At 58.1% G+C, this 12,252-nt stretch carries 16 protein-coding genes; 10 read left to right on the top strand and 6 right to left on the bottom strand.

Going from position 1 to position 12,252, the window contains the following annotated elements:
• The first annotated feature begins 60 nt into the window (after positions 1–60).
• The 5 genes from KDL09_RS20055 to KDL09_RS20075 all read left to right on the top strand — a co-directional run bounded on the left by KDL09_RS20055 (position 61) and on the right by KDL09_RS20075 (position 3,288).
• The gene (locus tag KDL09_RS20055; protein WP_294389119.1) at positions 61–402 is read left to right on the top strand and encodes a zinc ribbon domain-containing protein YjdM; all 342 of its coding nucleotides are present in this window, start codon (positions 61–63) and stop codon (positions 400–402) included.
• Between the two features lie 24 nt (positions 403–426).
• Positions 427–1,443 carry a methyltransferase gene (locus KDL09_RS20060; protein WP_294389120.1) on the top strand — a complete coding sequence of 339 codons (1,017 nt, stop codon included), beginning with the start codon at positions 427–429 and terminating at the stop codon, positions 1,441–1,443.
• 73 nt (positions 1,444–1,516) lie between these two features.
• Entirely contained in the window at positions 1,517–2,290 is a 774-nt protein-coding gene (locus KDL09_RS20065) for a hypothetical protein (protein WP_294389122.1), read from the top strand.
• A gap of 6 nt (positions 2,291–2,296) precedes the next feature.
• Positions 2,297–2,509 (top strand): hypothetical protein, encoded by a 213-nt coding sequence (locus KDL09_RS20070; RefSeq protein WP_294389124.1) that lies wholly within the window; start codon positions 2,297–2,299, stop codon positions 2,507–2,509.
• A 101-nt stretch (positions 2,510–2,610) separates the two neighbouring features.
• Positions 2,611–3,288: a hypothetical protein gene (locus KDL09_RS20075; protein WP_294389126.1), complete on the top strand. Its 678-nt coding sequence runs from the start codon at positions 2,611–2,613 to the stop codon at positions 3,286–3,288.
• A 285-nt stretch (positions 3,289–3,573) separates the two neighbouring features.
• On the opposite strand, the gene KDL09_RS20080 is transcribed toward KDL09_RS20075, so the two are convergent.
• The 4 genes from KDL09_RS20080 to KDL09_RS20095 all read right to left on the bottom strand — a co-directional run bounded on the left by KDL09_RS20080 (position 3,574) and on the right by KDL09_RS20095 (position 6,317).
• Positions 3,574–4,521: a class I SAM-dependent methyltransferase gene (locus tag KDL09_RS20080; protein WP_294389127.1), complete on the bottom strand. Its 948-nt coding sequence runs from the start codon at positions 4,519–4,521 to the stop codon at positions 3,574–3,576.
• A gap of 219 nt (positions 4,522–4,740) precedes the next feature.
• The gene (locus KDL09_RS20085) at positions 4,741–5,184 is read right to left on the bottom strand and encodes a hypothetical protein (protein WP_294389129.1); all 444 of its coding nucleotides are present in this window, start codon (positions 5,182–5,184) and stop codon (positions 4,741–4,743) included.
• 136 nt (positions 5,185–5,320) lie between these two features.
• Positions 5,321–5,785 carry a cupin domain-containing protein gene (locus KDL09_RS20090; protein WP_294389131.1) on the bottom strand — a complete coding sequence of 155 codons (465 nt, stop codon included), beginning with the start codon at positions 5,783–5,785 and terminating at the stop codon, positions 5,321–5,323.
• 118 nt (positions 5,786–5,903) lie between these two features.
• Entirely contained in the window at positions 5,904–6,317 is a 414-nt protein-coding gene (locus KDL09_RS20095) for a c-type cytochrome domain-containing protein (RefSeq protein ID WP_294389132.1), read from the bottom strand.
• A gap of 134 nt (positions 6,318–6,451) precedes the next feature.
• Between KDL09_RS20095 and KDL09_RS20100 the strand changes: the two genes are divergently transcribed.
• The 3 genes from KDL09_RS20100 to KDL09_RS20110 all read left to right on the top strand — a co-directional run bounded on the left by KDL09_RS20100 (position 6,452) and on the right by KDL09_RS20110 (position 8,873).
• Positions 6,452–6,967 carry a hypothetical protein gene (locus tag KDL09_RS20100; protein ID WP_294389134.1) on the top strand — a complete coding sequence of 172 codons (516 nt, stop codon included), beginning with the start codon at positions 6,452–6,454 and terminating at the stop codon, positions 6,965–6,967.
• Positions 6,968–7,002: 35 nt separating this feature from the next.
• Positions 7,003–7,701, top strand: a complete 699-nt coding sequence (locus KDL09_RS20105; protein WP_294389136.1) for a hypothetical protein — start codon at positions 7,003–7,005, stop codon at positions 7,699–7,701.
• Positions 7,702–7,880: 179 nt separating this feature from the next.
• A complete protein-coding gene (locus KDL09_RS20110; protein WP_294389138.1) occupies positions 7,881–8,873 on the top strand; it encodes a hypothetical protein in 993 nt (330 codons plus the stop codon).
• A gap of 21 nt (positions 8,874–8,894) precedes the next feature.
• Here the strand turns inward: KDL09_RS20110 and KDL09_RS20115 are convergent, their stop codons facing one another.
• A complete protein-coding gene (locus tag KDL09_RS20115; RefSeq protein ID WP_294389140.1) occupies positions 8,895–9,731 on the bottom strand; it encodes an alpha/beta hydrolase in 837 nt (278 codons plus the stop codon).
• Positions 9,732–9,868: 137 nt separating this feature from the next.
• Between KDL09_RS20115 and KDL09_RS20120 the strand changes: the two genes are divergently transcribed.
• Positions 9,869–10,543, top strand: a complete 675-nt coding sequence (locus tag KDL09_RS20120; RefSeq protein ID WP_294389142.1) for a hypothetical protein — start codon at positions 9,869–9,871, stop codon at positions 10,541–10,543.
• A gap of 338 nt (positions 10,544–10,881) precedes the next feature.
• On the top strand, positions 10,882–11,175 hold the full coding sequence (locus tag KDL09_RS20125; RefSeq protein ID WP_294389144.1) for a beta/gamma crystallin-related protein: 294 nt from the start codon (positions 10,882–10,884) through the stop codon (positions 11,173–11,175).
• 186 nt (positions 11,176–11,361) lie between these two features.
• Here the strand turns inward: KDL09_RS20125 and KDL09_RS20130 are convergent.
• Positions 11,362–12,252: DUF1552 domain-containing protein (locus tag KDL09_RS20130; RefSeq protein WP_294389146.1), on the bottom strand; the 891-nt coding region annotated here is incomplete at its 5' end.

Consider the following 12,252-nt stretch of genomic DNA (forward strand, 5'->3'; position numbering starts at 1 on the left):
TCATGCGGTGAATTCAAGCCGGCCTTGAGTTTCACGCGCTGAAGTGTCTTGTGTTCACCTATGAGTCAACCTGCCTGCCCGATGTGTGAAATGAATGATGTATTGGACCATGCTGACCGCTTCGAATGCATGACCTGCGGTCACGAATGGGCCAAGGATGCCGCTCCGGAGGAACCGGACTCGGAGCGTGTCGTCAAGGATGCGTATGGCGCCGTGCTCGCAGACGGGGACATCGTGGCGATGATCAAAGATTTGAAACTCAAAGGCTCGTCTGATGTGCTCAAGATGGGCACGAAATCGAAGCCGATCCGCCTCGTGGACGGCGATCATGAGATCTCCTGCAAGATGAACGGCATCGCGATCGGACTAAAGGCCTGCTTTGTGAAAAAAGTGACTGCTTAGTTTTCATTTCAACCACGCTCCGCCATGAACGCCCCCGCCGACGCCCCGTCTCCCCAGCTCTTCTTTGAAACGATCAACGCCTTTCAGAAATCGGCGGCGCTCAAGGCGGCGATCGATCTCAATTTGTTCACCGCCATCGCCAGCACTCCGGCGACCGCAGCCGAGGTGGCAACGCTTTGCCAGTGCCCGGAACGGGGCATCCGTATTCTTTGTGACAATCTCACGATTCTGGGATTCCTGATCAAAAAAGAGGGGCGTTACTCGCTCACGCCATCGTCGGCTGCTTTTCTTGATAAGAAATCCCCGGCCTACTTCGGTTCGGCGGTGAAGTTTCTGCTGGCTCCCGGCCTCACGGAGGCGTTCTCCGATCTCGCCGCCACGATTCGTCGAGGACGTCTCCACACGACCGAACACGGCACCACGGCACCTGATCATCCGGCATGGATTGAGTTCGCACGCGCCATGGGACCGATGATGGTGCCCACGGCTCAGGGTGCCGCAGAACTGGTGCCGTTGGATCCCGCACGTGACACCCGTGTGCTCGACATCTCCGCCAGCCACGGCACCTATGGCATCGCCTTCGCAAAAGTGAACCCACGTGCGCATCTCGTGGCGCTCGACTGGGAGGCGGTGCTCGCGGTGACGGAAGAGAACGCTGCCGCGGCGGGGATTGGCGACCGTTTCAGCAAGATCGTCGGAGACGCCTTCACCGTGGATCTCGGCGGCGATTACGATGTGGTCCTCGTGCCGAACTTTCTGCATCACTTTAATACTGCTGACTGCACGCGCTTCCTTCAGCGCGTGCGTGCCGCGCTGCGCCTCGGAGGGAAGGTGGTCATTGTGGAGTTCGTGCCGAATGAGGACCGGATCACGCCGCCTCCCGCCGCGAGTTTCAGCCTCGTGATGCTAGGCACCACGCCGGAGGGGGATGCGTACACATTCGCGGAGTATCAGGCGATGCTCACGTCTGCGGGATTCCAAGGCGCTGAACTGCATCCGCTGCCACCCACGGCGCAGAGTGCGGTGATCGCGGTGGCGTGAGCGCGTCTGGCCGCAGCATTTCGTGGTATCAAAGCACTTGCGCGGGAGACGTATTCGCCGACTCATCGCTTCGATGAAAACTTGGTCTCTTTTCTTCGCCGCTACCGTTCTTGCATTTCCTGCGCTGTCCCTGGCGCAAAGCGACACCGCCCATCACCGCGCGGTTTACAGCCAGATCAACGACAATGAGAAGTCCTTCACGAAGGTCACCGCCACCCACAAGGATGAACCGACGGTGTTTGCTCTCACCGGCTGGCTGGATAACGGCGAGGTGAGGAAGATTGTCGCCGAGTGCAGTGACGACGGCGAAGGTGTGACGGAGTACTATCTGGAGGGCGGCAAACCGCTCTTCGTGTACAACGTCTATTACCGAACCACCGAAAGCGGCAAACGCGGCGAGAAGATCGAGGAGCGTCTTTATTTCAAGGACGGCAGCATCTTCAAATGGCTCACCACCGAGAAGCCGGCGCCCGTGTTTCACGGCGAGGACTATGCGGCAACCACGGAGCTCTACACGGAGAACTGCGCCGCGTTTGTAGCCGCGCTGAAGCGTGGCAAGGCCGGAGGAAAGGCCAAGGCGGCAACTCAGGTGGTGGAAGGCACGTTTGTCGGCATTGAGGAAGGCGATTACTTCCATTGGAATATGCGCACGAAGGCCGGTGAGGAACTGTCGTTCTTCATTCTGAAGCCCGATGCCTCGGTGGAGAAGGTGCTCGAAAATGCCGATGCCTACGCGGGCAGAAAGTGCCGGGTCACATCCAAGAAGTCGATGGAGAACATTCCTGAAGCCGGCGGCAAAATGGAGATCGAGCAGATCCTAAGTGTGGAGTGGCTTGGAAAGAAGTGATGGTGCATGGCCTCTCCTGAAAACGTTCAACTCGCCGCCCGCTTCGGCATGTTCATGCTGGCCGCAGGAGGCCTGGGGCTCTTTCTCGGCACCACCTTGGGGCGAAGTGGCATTGTAAGGCGTGCCGACAAGCCCGGTGAATTCTATGTGATCTGCTTCTCACATCTTGCTGTGGGGACGTTCTGTTACCTGGGTCAGTTTTTTGTGACCACCCCCTGACCGGCAGTTGGTGCTTTTCAGGGGATGAAGCCGTCGTCAGCTCCGTTTGAGGTGGTTCAGATGATAGAGACTGGGCATCCTCCCGTTGGATGGTGCCTCCGATGAAGTTCTCCGTCTGTTTCAGTGCCATCCTGCTTTCCGCCTCCTGCCTTCAGGCCGGGGATCCCGACCTGCCGGAGCCGATCGATTTCAGTTTTGCGGATGAGCTGCTGACGCGTTCCCCCTTTACCCGCACCGTCAACCTGCAGGCATCGCTCCAGCTTACTGGTGTGGCGTATGTGGACGGGCGTCCGGTGGCCACCGTGTTGAATACCGAGACGAAGCAGCGGTTCGTTGTTTCCGAAGAACCCAACGCGCTTGGATGGAGGCTCGTGACGGCGAGCGCCGGGGCTGATCTTCATCTGACGCAGGTGGAAATGCAGGTCGGTGATGAGGTCATCGCCATGCACTATCAGGGCCAGCAGATCTCCCCGGCTGGAAGTGTCAATGGTTCTAAGAGTATGTTCGCAGGAAGTGGAAAGAAGGACGGAGGGAAGATCAAGACCTCCTCTTTCCTCGGCGAACATGGGAAGGAGATGTACTCCTCCCTTTCCCCCGAGGCGCGGGACAAGTTCAAAGAACTCATCCGGGATCGCGTGGAGAAACATCCTGAACTGACGCCCGAACAAAATGCGGACTATGCCCGGAAGGTGTTTGCCAGGATCAAGGCGACCGACCAGCCCGCCGCTGGCGGTGTTGTCAAAACTCCCAAGACTTCGAAGAAGAAACAGGGGGCGTGATTCAGTCCGGTTGGATTTTGCTTTGCCAAATTCGTCGGCTTCCGCAACGTTTCAGGGCGGTCTGACGAAAACATGTCAGGCACCGCTTCAATCAGATAAATCTCAAACCATGCGGAGTCAGAAACAAACCAACCGGTCGCCCCGGCCTTTCAAGAACCAGCAGTCTGCAGGCAGATGGACAGGCGGGAGTGGCAGCAATGGTTTCATTCCCGGCCCTCAAACTCCGCCCAAGGTGAAAAAGCCGGAAGGTTCGCCGCCAGACAAGAGTTCAGGCGCATCGAAGAGTTAGCGGACCATCATCCACAGGGTGGTGGCGCCGTGACCCGGAGGAAAGTCCGGAGGTGCTACAGGCTTTTCATAGTCCGCAGTTCGGCGTCTCGCTTTGGCGCACCAGCGCGCGCGGCGTTCAAGTGTGGCCGTATCAAACTTGGTGCAATTGGTGGAGAGCAGGATCGCACACTTCGGAGCGGCCACTTCGAGCGCGGCACCGAGCAGGTCTTCAAAGTGTTGCTCCACCTGCCAGCGGCGGCCGTTCGCGCTGCGTGAGAAAGTTGGAGGGTCGAGAACGATGGCGTCGAATTGCTCGCCACGTGCGGCCAGCTTCGGCAGTAGTTCCATCGTGTCGTCCACGACGAATCGATGCCCGGTCTCGGCGATCTCGTTCAGTTCGAAATTGTGCCTGCCACGATCCAGTGATTTGCGGGACAGGTCCACGCTCAGCGTCTCCGCACCTGCGAGCGCGGCCACCACGCTGAAACTACAGGTGTAGGCAAAGGTGTTCAGCAACCGTTTCGGTTTCATGGCACGCAGCCTGGCCCGATTCAGCCGCTGATCCAAAAAGAGGCCGTGGCTGTATCCCGCACCCATGTCCAGCCCGTAACGGATGCCGGCCTCCGTCACCACCGTCGTCAGCGGCAGGGTCGCGTCCCCGTTGTGCAGCACGGGAGACACACGTTCGGCATTCTTCGTCGGCATGAAGCGTGCAAACACTCGCCTGGCCTGCCAGCCGTATGCTGCGCATTGAACGGCCAATCCCTGCAGCAACTCGGCCAGCGCCGCATCGCTCTTGTAGGAGATGATCACATCCTCGCCCAACCGTTCGACCCAGCCTCCCGGACCTGAGCCCAGTCGATAGGCCGTGGTTTCCGCCGCGCTCAGAGCTTCGCCTTGGGCAGCCGTCATCCATGTCAGAGATTGTTGTGGAGAGGGGCGGTTCGGCAGGAGGGAGGACACAGGGCTGCGGCAGGATGGGTTGATGAGTTCAGTGTGGAGCTAATGGGACGGATGTTTGTTGGCAATGGATTTTCTGGCTCATCTTTCGCCAGGTTGCTCAATGATGTGTCACTGCCATCTTTTGAGCACGAATTGCGTCGACGCCATTCGACATCTCGTAAGGACGAAGTTTTAAATGGGTATTCCGGAGTTTGGAGAGCTCCTTTCACTGCATCGTGATCACGCAGGGCGGTGATTCGCCACCCAGTCGGCAGGAAGCGTGATCGTGGTGATGACAGGATCTCCGATGCTGAGACATTCGGCTTTCCAAAACAGGATCCGGTAGGGTTTGGAGGCGGTGATTTCTGACCACGAGATGAACAGCCGGGGATGGCCAACTCGGAACAGCGGCATCACATCCAGAAAAAAGCCGTCGTGGTCGGCATGCAGCGTGAGGACGTTGCGATAGTTCATCGAGCCCACTCTTCCGGTGATCCCGCTGCTGCAGGTGCCGGTCACCAGACGGCTGCCGCTGGCGTGGTTTGCCGCCAGCAGATGCCAGCCTCCGATCCGGCTGAGGAGCCACACGACGCCGCACCAGAAAACAGGAAAGACGATGAAAAACCCGCCGATGATGGCCACCAGAAGCCATGCCGGGGTGTCAGGGGGCTGAGTGGTGTCCATGGAAATGATTCCGTGCGGTGAGACGCCTTCTGCAGCCGGAGCGGCTCGCTATCCGGCGCGAGCGAGGGTCCTCCACCATGGGGCGAAATCAACCCGGATTGTGGCTAGGATATTTGATGGCAAACTCTCCGCGCTCCTAGCCATCCTTCGGAGGCCAGATTTCGCCATCGAGCTCCTTGGGCAGTTGAGTCGGTTCTACCGGGTAGATGAGAGACAAGTCGGGCTTCACCGGCGCAGAGGGAAGCAACTCCGTTTCCTCCGGCGCACCGATGATAAGCCAAAGAACTTCCGCGTCGGAGTCGTTGAATACCTGGCGCAGTTGGTCTGGTCCGACGAGCACGCCGCCGTGTTTAGGCACGGTCAGTGTCTCGTCGCCCACGCGCAGCCGGCCTGTGCCTTCGAGCACAAAGTAGAACTCTTCTTGCCGGATGTGCTTGTGCAGTGTGCCGGCGCTCTTTGGTGGGTAGCGCCAGAGACGCGCGCTCATGTTATCGCTTCCGGTTCGTTCCAAGATGTCCGCGTTCGGAACCTTCATCAGATTGGAAAGACGCCACGAAAGATCCGCCGGACGGATCAGGAAATGCCCTTCGATCGGTTTCATGCGGGCACAGTCTGCATCGTTCCGATTGTCCTTCAACGCAGGATCTCGATTGAACGTGATGAGGGAACTGGACTGCTCCGTCAGCATTGCCCGATCAGTGTCAGGATCTTCGTCGAACTCACTTCGGCCCGGTTTTAGACGCCGGGTTGTCTGTGCGTGGATCAGGCGCACCGAGCAGCACCCAGGTTTCCAGCAGGGCGATTTCGATGGGCGGAAGTTTCTCCTCCGGTGGCATCGCGCTGTCGGAATTGTGGTGGCGGATCGCCTGGATCAGCGGGCTCTTCTTGAGATTGTTGGGGGTGACGGCCGGGCCGTGATCGCCGCCGGTCATCCATCCGGTTTTGGAGTCCAAAGCCAGCCCGCCTTCGATTTCATGTTCCTTGGAATGGCACTCAAAGCACCGTTTCTGGAGAATGGGCAGGATTTGAATCCGGAAGAAGGCGGCCGGTTCATAGTACGAATTCGTCGCTTCGTCTGCGCCGGCATTCATCGGTGCCAGCAGAGCCATCAGCAGCAACGCATGTGCTTTCATATCAAGAAAAACGCCGGGCATTGTCATTGCCGCGCTGTGAATCTTGCTCGTTTCACGCCGCCTCTTGTCAGCGTGGGCTGGGAGACGCTTTCCCCGTTGACAGCCGGGACGGGGCCCGGCCACATTGAAGAGCTATGAAACACATTCTTATCTCGTGGTTTTTTCGTGGTGGTTCCGGAGCATTGATGCGGCTGGCGATGATGCTCTCTCTGTTTGTCCTGCCATCCTGTGTAGCGCCAACGTCAGGTGGTTTGCCGCCCCCGGACATTTCAGGCTCTTACTCCGGCAGTTACACCTACGGGTCCGGGTATTCGGGCAGTCGCGCCGGTTCCTCGGTGCCGTTCACCGTCGAGATCTATCAGACCCCTGGATCGAATCGCTTCTCCGGTGTTATGCGTGAAAGCTACTCGGACTTTGGAGTGCCTCTCGCTGGCAAGTTGTGGGCGGACATCAAAGGCACCTGCAGCCGTGCTCCGAATGGATCCACCGTGATACAGTTCAAGAAGACCTATCGCTTCTTCAAGCAGGATTCGTTGAACTACCAAGGTGGAATCGCGGCAGGTGGAGACACGCTGGCCGGCACCTGGCTCTTCCCCGGCCAGCCGAATCTTTCCGGCACCTTTGCGCTCTACAGTTTTCCGTCCCAATGAAACGAATGAGGCTGGCTTGGGTCTGGGGTGCGGCTTTGCTGCTGGGGGGCTTTGCCCCTTCGGCGCAGAGTCAGACTTCCGCTGAAGCTGCAGATCGCATCGTTGTCAGCGGTTTCGAGCCCTTTGGTGGTCGCTCGAAAAACGCCTCCTGGACCCTGGTGCAGGAAATCAAAAAAGCTTTTCCCACCATCATCGACCGTCAGATCCCTGTCGTATGGGGTGCGCCGCTGAAAGCCATCGAAGCGGAGAAAAATGTGCCCGACGTCTGGATCGCGTTCGGGGAAGGATCACCTGCGTTTCAGATCGAAGTTCTCGCGCACAACCGAAGGGGTGGCTTCCAGGACAACGAGAGTCGCCCCCCCTCTGCGCCGCTTATTGTTGAAGAGGGGGCGGCCGAGTTGAAAAACAAGATCGACGCCTCAGCTCTCGCCGCGAAGTTGAGCGCAGCTGGTTTTCCCACCCGCGAGTCCTCCAGCGCCGGCGCCTATCTGTGCGAGGAGATGCTCTACTCGCTGCTGCACGCACAGGCGAAGCACTCCGACGGCTTTCGCCTGGTGCTGTTCATTCACGTACCAGTACTGGGGAAGGTGGTCTCCTCTGCCGCCACTGGCGATGGGACGGCAACCAAGAAAGTTGATGCTGAATACCTCGCGGCATTTGGCAGGCAATTGTTTGCAGCGTTGCAGGAAAACCAGCAGATCCGAATTTCGAAGACGGTGAGCAGCCTGCGATAGTGTCCGGGACACACCGGGGCATTTGTCTCTGCTTTCACCTGTCGTCTATGCCGGCCTGCTGTTGGGACGAGAGTAGAGCCTTGCCTCGTGGTGCTGCCTTCAGAGTGTCTTGTCTGTGCGCAGGCGGGGGCGTGAAACCGTTTGCTTTTCAAGGCGCACCATGGAGCATTTCCATCGCTATGAACGCTCGACATTTCGTTGCAATTCCGATGGTCGCTGTGTTGATCGGCGCATCGATGGTTTGCGTGGTTCATGCGCAAACGTCCGCGGACAGAGCTGTGGTCAAAGGCACGTTCCTTGGCGACGGCAAAGATGGCAAGATTCAGTACCTCGTCGTGCAAACACGCGAGCCCTTCAGTGATCAGGCCGCCATTCGACTGGTGTTTACTGAGAAAGATCCGTCTTCGTCAGAGAAGCCGGATTTCGACGCTGCATTCAAGAAACTAGGAAGCGCGCTGATCCTCAGCGTGTTTCGCAATGGCGACATCTTTGGCTGCGAAGTCGCCCATACGGAGCATCCGAAGTCGCCCTTTTCGGCACTCGGGGAAATCAAGATGAAGGACTTCAAAGTCACTGACACACACGTGTCGGGACAGGTGACCACGGGTGGTGAACTGGACGCATTTGGTCAAAAATGGAATGTGGATCTCACATTCTCCGCGCCTTTGCCGAAAGGGGCGTTTGCCGCAGCAGAAGAACCCGCGTCCGAGCCGAAGAAAGTGGCGAAAGAGAAGTCCATGCCTGCGGAGCCGGCGGTTGCGGCGGAGAAACTGCCTGTCGGGAAGCTTCCGCTGCCTTCCGGTGCTCTCGACGTGGAGTACAAGTCCGTGGTGGAGCAGATCGCGTTTCGCTCCGATGCTCCGGTGAGCACCGTGGCAGGTGAATTCGCGGCCAAACTCAAAGAACAGGGCTGGAAGGACGGTCTTGGCAGCTTGATCGGCAAGAACAACGCCATCCTTAAGCGCGAGCTCAACGGCGCGGACCTGACGATCATGGTCCAGCCGGCGGGCACAGGATGCACCGTTAAGGTCTTTGCCCAAGGTCTCGACTGGTCGAATCCACCGGCTGCCACTGCTGCCAAGTCTGCGGCAGGCAGCGACGCAGAAAGCATCGAAGCCGAGGCCAACCGTTTGATCAATGACGCCCTGAAGCAGATCCCGAAGGGATTTTGAGTGAGACGTTACGGAGTTGTCTCACCGCACACCGATTGTCTTCATCCACGCTAGCGCGTCGTCAGGCCAGACCTTGGCGTCGCGCTCGCAGTGGAGGGCGTAGCCGTGGCCGCCGGTGGGGTAGAGTTTGAACTCGTGGGCGATCTTCGCGGCAGTGAGTGCCTCGTGGTAAATCTTGCTGCCGACGACATGAGTTTTGTCGTCTTCGCTGTGAATGATGAGCGTGGGCGGGATCGGCGCCTTGAGGTTGAGGTCGGGCGAGATGTGTCCACTTTTGTCATCGAGATAGGCCGGATAAACAAGAACGGCAAAGTCCGGCAGGCAGCTTTGCTGGTCCACGGCATCGATCGCAGTGTAGGAACGTTTCTCGAGAGGTGCACTGGCTTTGGCTGCGACATTTCCCCCGGCGGAGAATCCAATCACGCCGAGGTGCTTCGGATTGATCTTCCATTCCACCGCATTTGCCCGGGTGAGGCTGAGCGCTCGCTGCACGTCTTGAAGTGCGCCGGCACGGTTGTTCGGCGTTCGATACTTCAGCACCAGCGCGCTGATGCCATTTGCGTTCAGCCATGCGGCGATCTCGGATCCTTCCTTGTCCATGACACAGTAGCTATAGCCACCGCCAGGACAGACAATCATGGCCGGCGCAGGCGTGCCGTCTTTCCGCGTGGCCTGAAACAGCGTCAGCGTCGGTTTGCTCACATTGGTGATGCGGTGGAAGCCATCTTTGCGCGGCACTTCAGTCTCGGCTTCCTTGGCTCCCTTGCCGGGCATCCTCCCTTCCGGCCACACATTCACAATGGGTTCAGCGCGGAGATGGGACGTAATCGCAAAGAACAGGAAAAGGACGCGGATCATGGACATCGTTAGGCCTCGCGTTGTCGAAACGCAAGGCGTGCGGTGAACCGGTCTCGCCGCTGGTCCTGCGAGTCGGAATGGAATTCCCTGAGCATTGCGTAAGACCAAGTAAGTGATGGCGTTCCCATGGCCCGCCTATGATTTCTCCATCTCGTTGCATTCGCCTGTCCTTGGTCGGTTTGTTTCTCGCAGTGTGTCCCGCACTTCGGGCAGAGGGTCCGGACTATCAACCGGAGCTGTTTCAGAGCACCAAGCTCGTTTACGCCGACAGCTTTGACGGAGGCATGATCAACACCGAGTTTTGGGAAGTCCGTCAAAACACGACCTGGGCCATCAAGGACGGTGTTCTTAGCGGCAGCGAGTCGTCGAAGGAGTTTCAGGAAAAGAAGAAGGCCAGCGATGATCCCTCCCATGCAGGACTTAAACCGGTCATCTGGCTCAAGAAGGTGCCGGAGAAGTTTGTCTGCACGATGCGCGTGCGTTACGACGCGAAAACTTACCAGAAGGGATTTCCTCTTCTAGATCTCGGCCACCACATTCACACCCTCAGTTTCGGCGAAAAAGCCACGACGCTGACGATCAAGAAAAACGTCGAGAAGATCGAAATCGAAAAGCCGCTCTTTGCGCTCAACCAGTGGCATGACGTGGTCATCGAACTGAAGAAAGGCACGATCCTGCTCAAGATCGACGGCGTGAAACATGTATTCGAAAGCAAGAACATCGACATGAGCGGCCAGGCGCAGATCGACTTCAAAGCGGTCGATTTCGGCACCTGCCAGATCGACGACGTGAAGATCTGGGAAGGGAAATAAGAAGAAGGCTCTCTTGGCCGGTCCAAACAGAACGCCACTCCACCCTGTTGGCGGGAATTTGGCGGTAGTTCGAAGAGCAGGCGTATGTCTTGTGGATGTCCTCCCCTTCAAGCTGCCTTGGCTTCGATGTCGCCATCCCCGCGATCACCAAAGCCTCATTTACTTCGTGATTGGATTGTTTAGAAAAAACATTACTAGGAGTGTTGACATGTGTTTGAGTTTTTGATTCTAATATTCGCTAGTAGCATTCTTGGTCACTGTTTCCTTGATATGCTGTTGAACATCCTACCAACATTCAACCTGCCAACGTTATGCCCGCGAAACCAACTACTTCTCCCATGGCCAACATGCCTCCGCGTCCTGCCGGGGCGACTGATCCGGCGATCAAAGTTTATGAGCATGCAAACCTCGGTGGCTGGCAGCTCGCTTTTATCGGCGAACAGGTGAACAACATCGGATCCGACGCCAACGACAAGATTTCCTCCGTTCAGGTGCTGTCTGGAAAATGGGAATTGTTCGCTGATGCCGAATTCAAGGGGACCAAGCTTACCTTGGGCAAAGGCACAGTGCCCGACCTGGCCCCGTTGGGCTTGAACGACAAAGTTTCATCGCTCCGGCCGGTTGCTTGGTAACAGATTCGTTCGGGGTTTCCACCTGAACAGGGAGGGTGTCTTCCGGGCACCTCGTTAATCCGTCGTTGCTTCTCAGGTGCCGAGTGCATCGCTCTTATGCGGACGCGGGCGCATCGGCTGTTTTCAGATCAAGCCGCCAGTGCATTTTACACGGTTTGTTCATCGGCGAATCACCGCCCGTCCGAATCACACCTTCATCATCTCCGTGATCTGCTTCGTCGCGATGCCGATCGGGCGGTCGAGCGGTACTCCGGCGCATGCGAGCAGCGTCGAGAGCAGATCGCCCTGATTGCCCTTCGTATCCGCGAGGAAGCGCCCGGTGTTGATGCTGCCGCCACCTTTGCCGGCGATGATGAACGGCAGGTTCGCGCGGGTGTGCTTGTTGCCGTCCTCGAGACCGGTGCCCCACATCATGATGCAGTTGTCGAGCAGCGTACCGTTGCCTTCGCGGAGAGCCGCCATCTTTTTCACCATGTAGGCGAACTGGTCGATGTTGAACTTGGTGATGGCGGCGACTTTGCGCACCTTCTCCGGCTCGTTGTTGTGATGCGTCGGCGAGTGATGCATGTCGGTGAAGCCGAGCTCGGGATACGAGACGCCGTTCGGCGTGGAACCGATGTAGGTGCTGACGCGCGTGGTGTCGGTCTGGAAGGCGAGCACGTTGAGGTCGCACATGACCTGCATGTATTCGCTGCGCTTGTCGCCCTCGGGGATTTTGACCTCGATGGGCGGTGAATCGGAGGCGTTGCGCTTGCTGGAGGCGACGCCGGCTTTTTCGAGAGCGGCTTCCTTTTGCCGATACTCGATGGCGGCGATGCGGCGTTCGACGGAACGGACGCTGTCGAGGTATTCGTCGAGCTTCTGCTGGTCGCCGTGCGGAAGTGTGCGACGCAGGTCCTTCGCGCCGCCGATGACGAGGTCGAGCATCTGCCGGTCGAGCGGATCAGCTTTCGCAGCCTTGCCACTTTGATCAGTCTGGCCAAACAAACGGTTCAGCACGCTGCGTGGATTGATCTCCGCGGGCATGGCCTGCGTGGGCGAACGGTAGCTGCAGTGCGAGTAGTAGCCTTCGTTGAG

The organism is Prosthecobacter sp., from assembly GCF_020439865.1.
Taxonomy (GTDB): Bacteria; Verrucomicrobiota; Verrucomicrobiia; order Verrucomicrobiales; family Verrucomicrobiaceae; genus Prosthecobacter.

Bases quoted from the DNA above. Each gene is read 5' to 3' on its own strand.
- KDL09_RS20055 (WP_294389119.1), top strand. From the start codon at position 61: ATGAGTCAACCTGCCTGCCCGATGTGTGAAATGAATGATGTATTGGAC.
- KDL09_RS20060 (WP_294389120.1), top strand. From the start codon at position 427: ATGAACGCCCCCGCCGACGCCCCGTCTCCCCAGCTCTTCTTTGAAACG.
- KDL09_RS20065 (WP_294389122.1), top strand. From the start codon at position 1,517: ATGAAAACTTGGTCTCTTTTCTTCGCCGCTACCGTTCTTGCATTTCCT.
- KDL09_RS20070 (WP_294389124.1), top strand. From the start codon at position 2,297: ATGGCCTCTCCTGAAAACGTTCAACTCGCCGCCCGCTTCGGCATGTTC.
- KDL09_RS20075 (WP_294389126.1), top strand. From the start codon at position 2,611: ATGAAGTTCTCCGTCTGTTTCAGTGCCATCCTGCTTTCCGCCTCCTGC.
- KDL09_RS20085 (WP_294389129.1), bottom strand. From the start codon at position 5,184: ATGGACACCACTCAGCCCCCTGACACCCCGGCATGGCTTCTGGTGGCC.
- KDL09_RS20090 (WP_294389131.1), bottom strand. From the start codon at position 5,785: ATGAAACCGATCGAAGGGCATTTCCTGATCCGTCCGGCGGATCTTTCG.
- KDL09_RS20095 (WP_294389132.1), bottom strand. From the start codon at position 6,317: ATGAAAGCACATGCGTTGCTGCTGATGGCTCTGCTGGCACCGATGAAT.
- KDL09_RS20100 (WP_294389134.1), top strand. From the start codon at position 6,452: ATGAAACACATTCTTATCTCGTGGTTTTTTCGTGGTGGTTCCGGAGCA.
- KDL09_RS20110 (WP_294389138.1), top strand. From the start codon at position 7,881: ATGAACGCTCGACATTTCGTTGCAATTCCGATGGTCGCTGTGTTGATC.
- KDL09_RS20115 (WP_294389140.1), bottom strand. From the start codon at position 9,731: ATGATCCGCGTCCTTTTCCTGTTCTTTGCGATTACGTCCCATCTCCGC.
- KDL09_RS20120 (WP_294389142.1), top strand. From the start codon at position 9,869: ATGATTTCTCCATCTCGTTGCATTCGCCTGTCCTTGGTCGGTTTGTTT.
- KDL09_RS20125 (WP_294389144.1), top strand. From the start codon at position 10,882: ATGGCCAACATGCCTCCGCGTCCTGCCGGGGCGACTGATCCGGCGATC.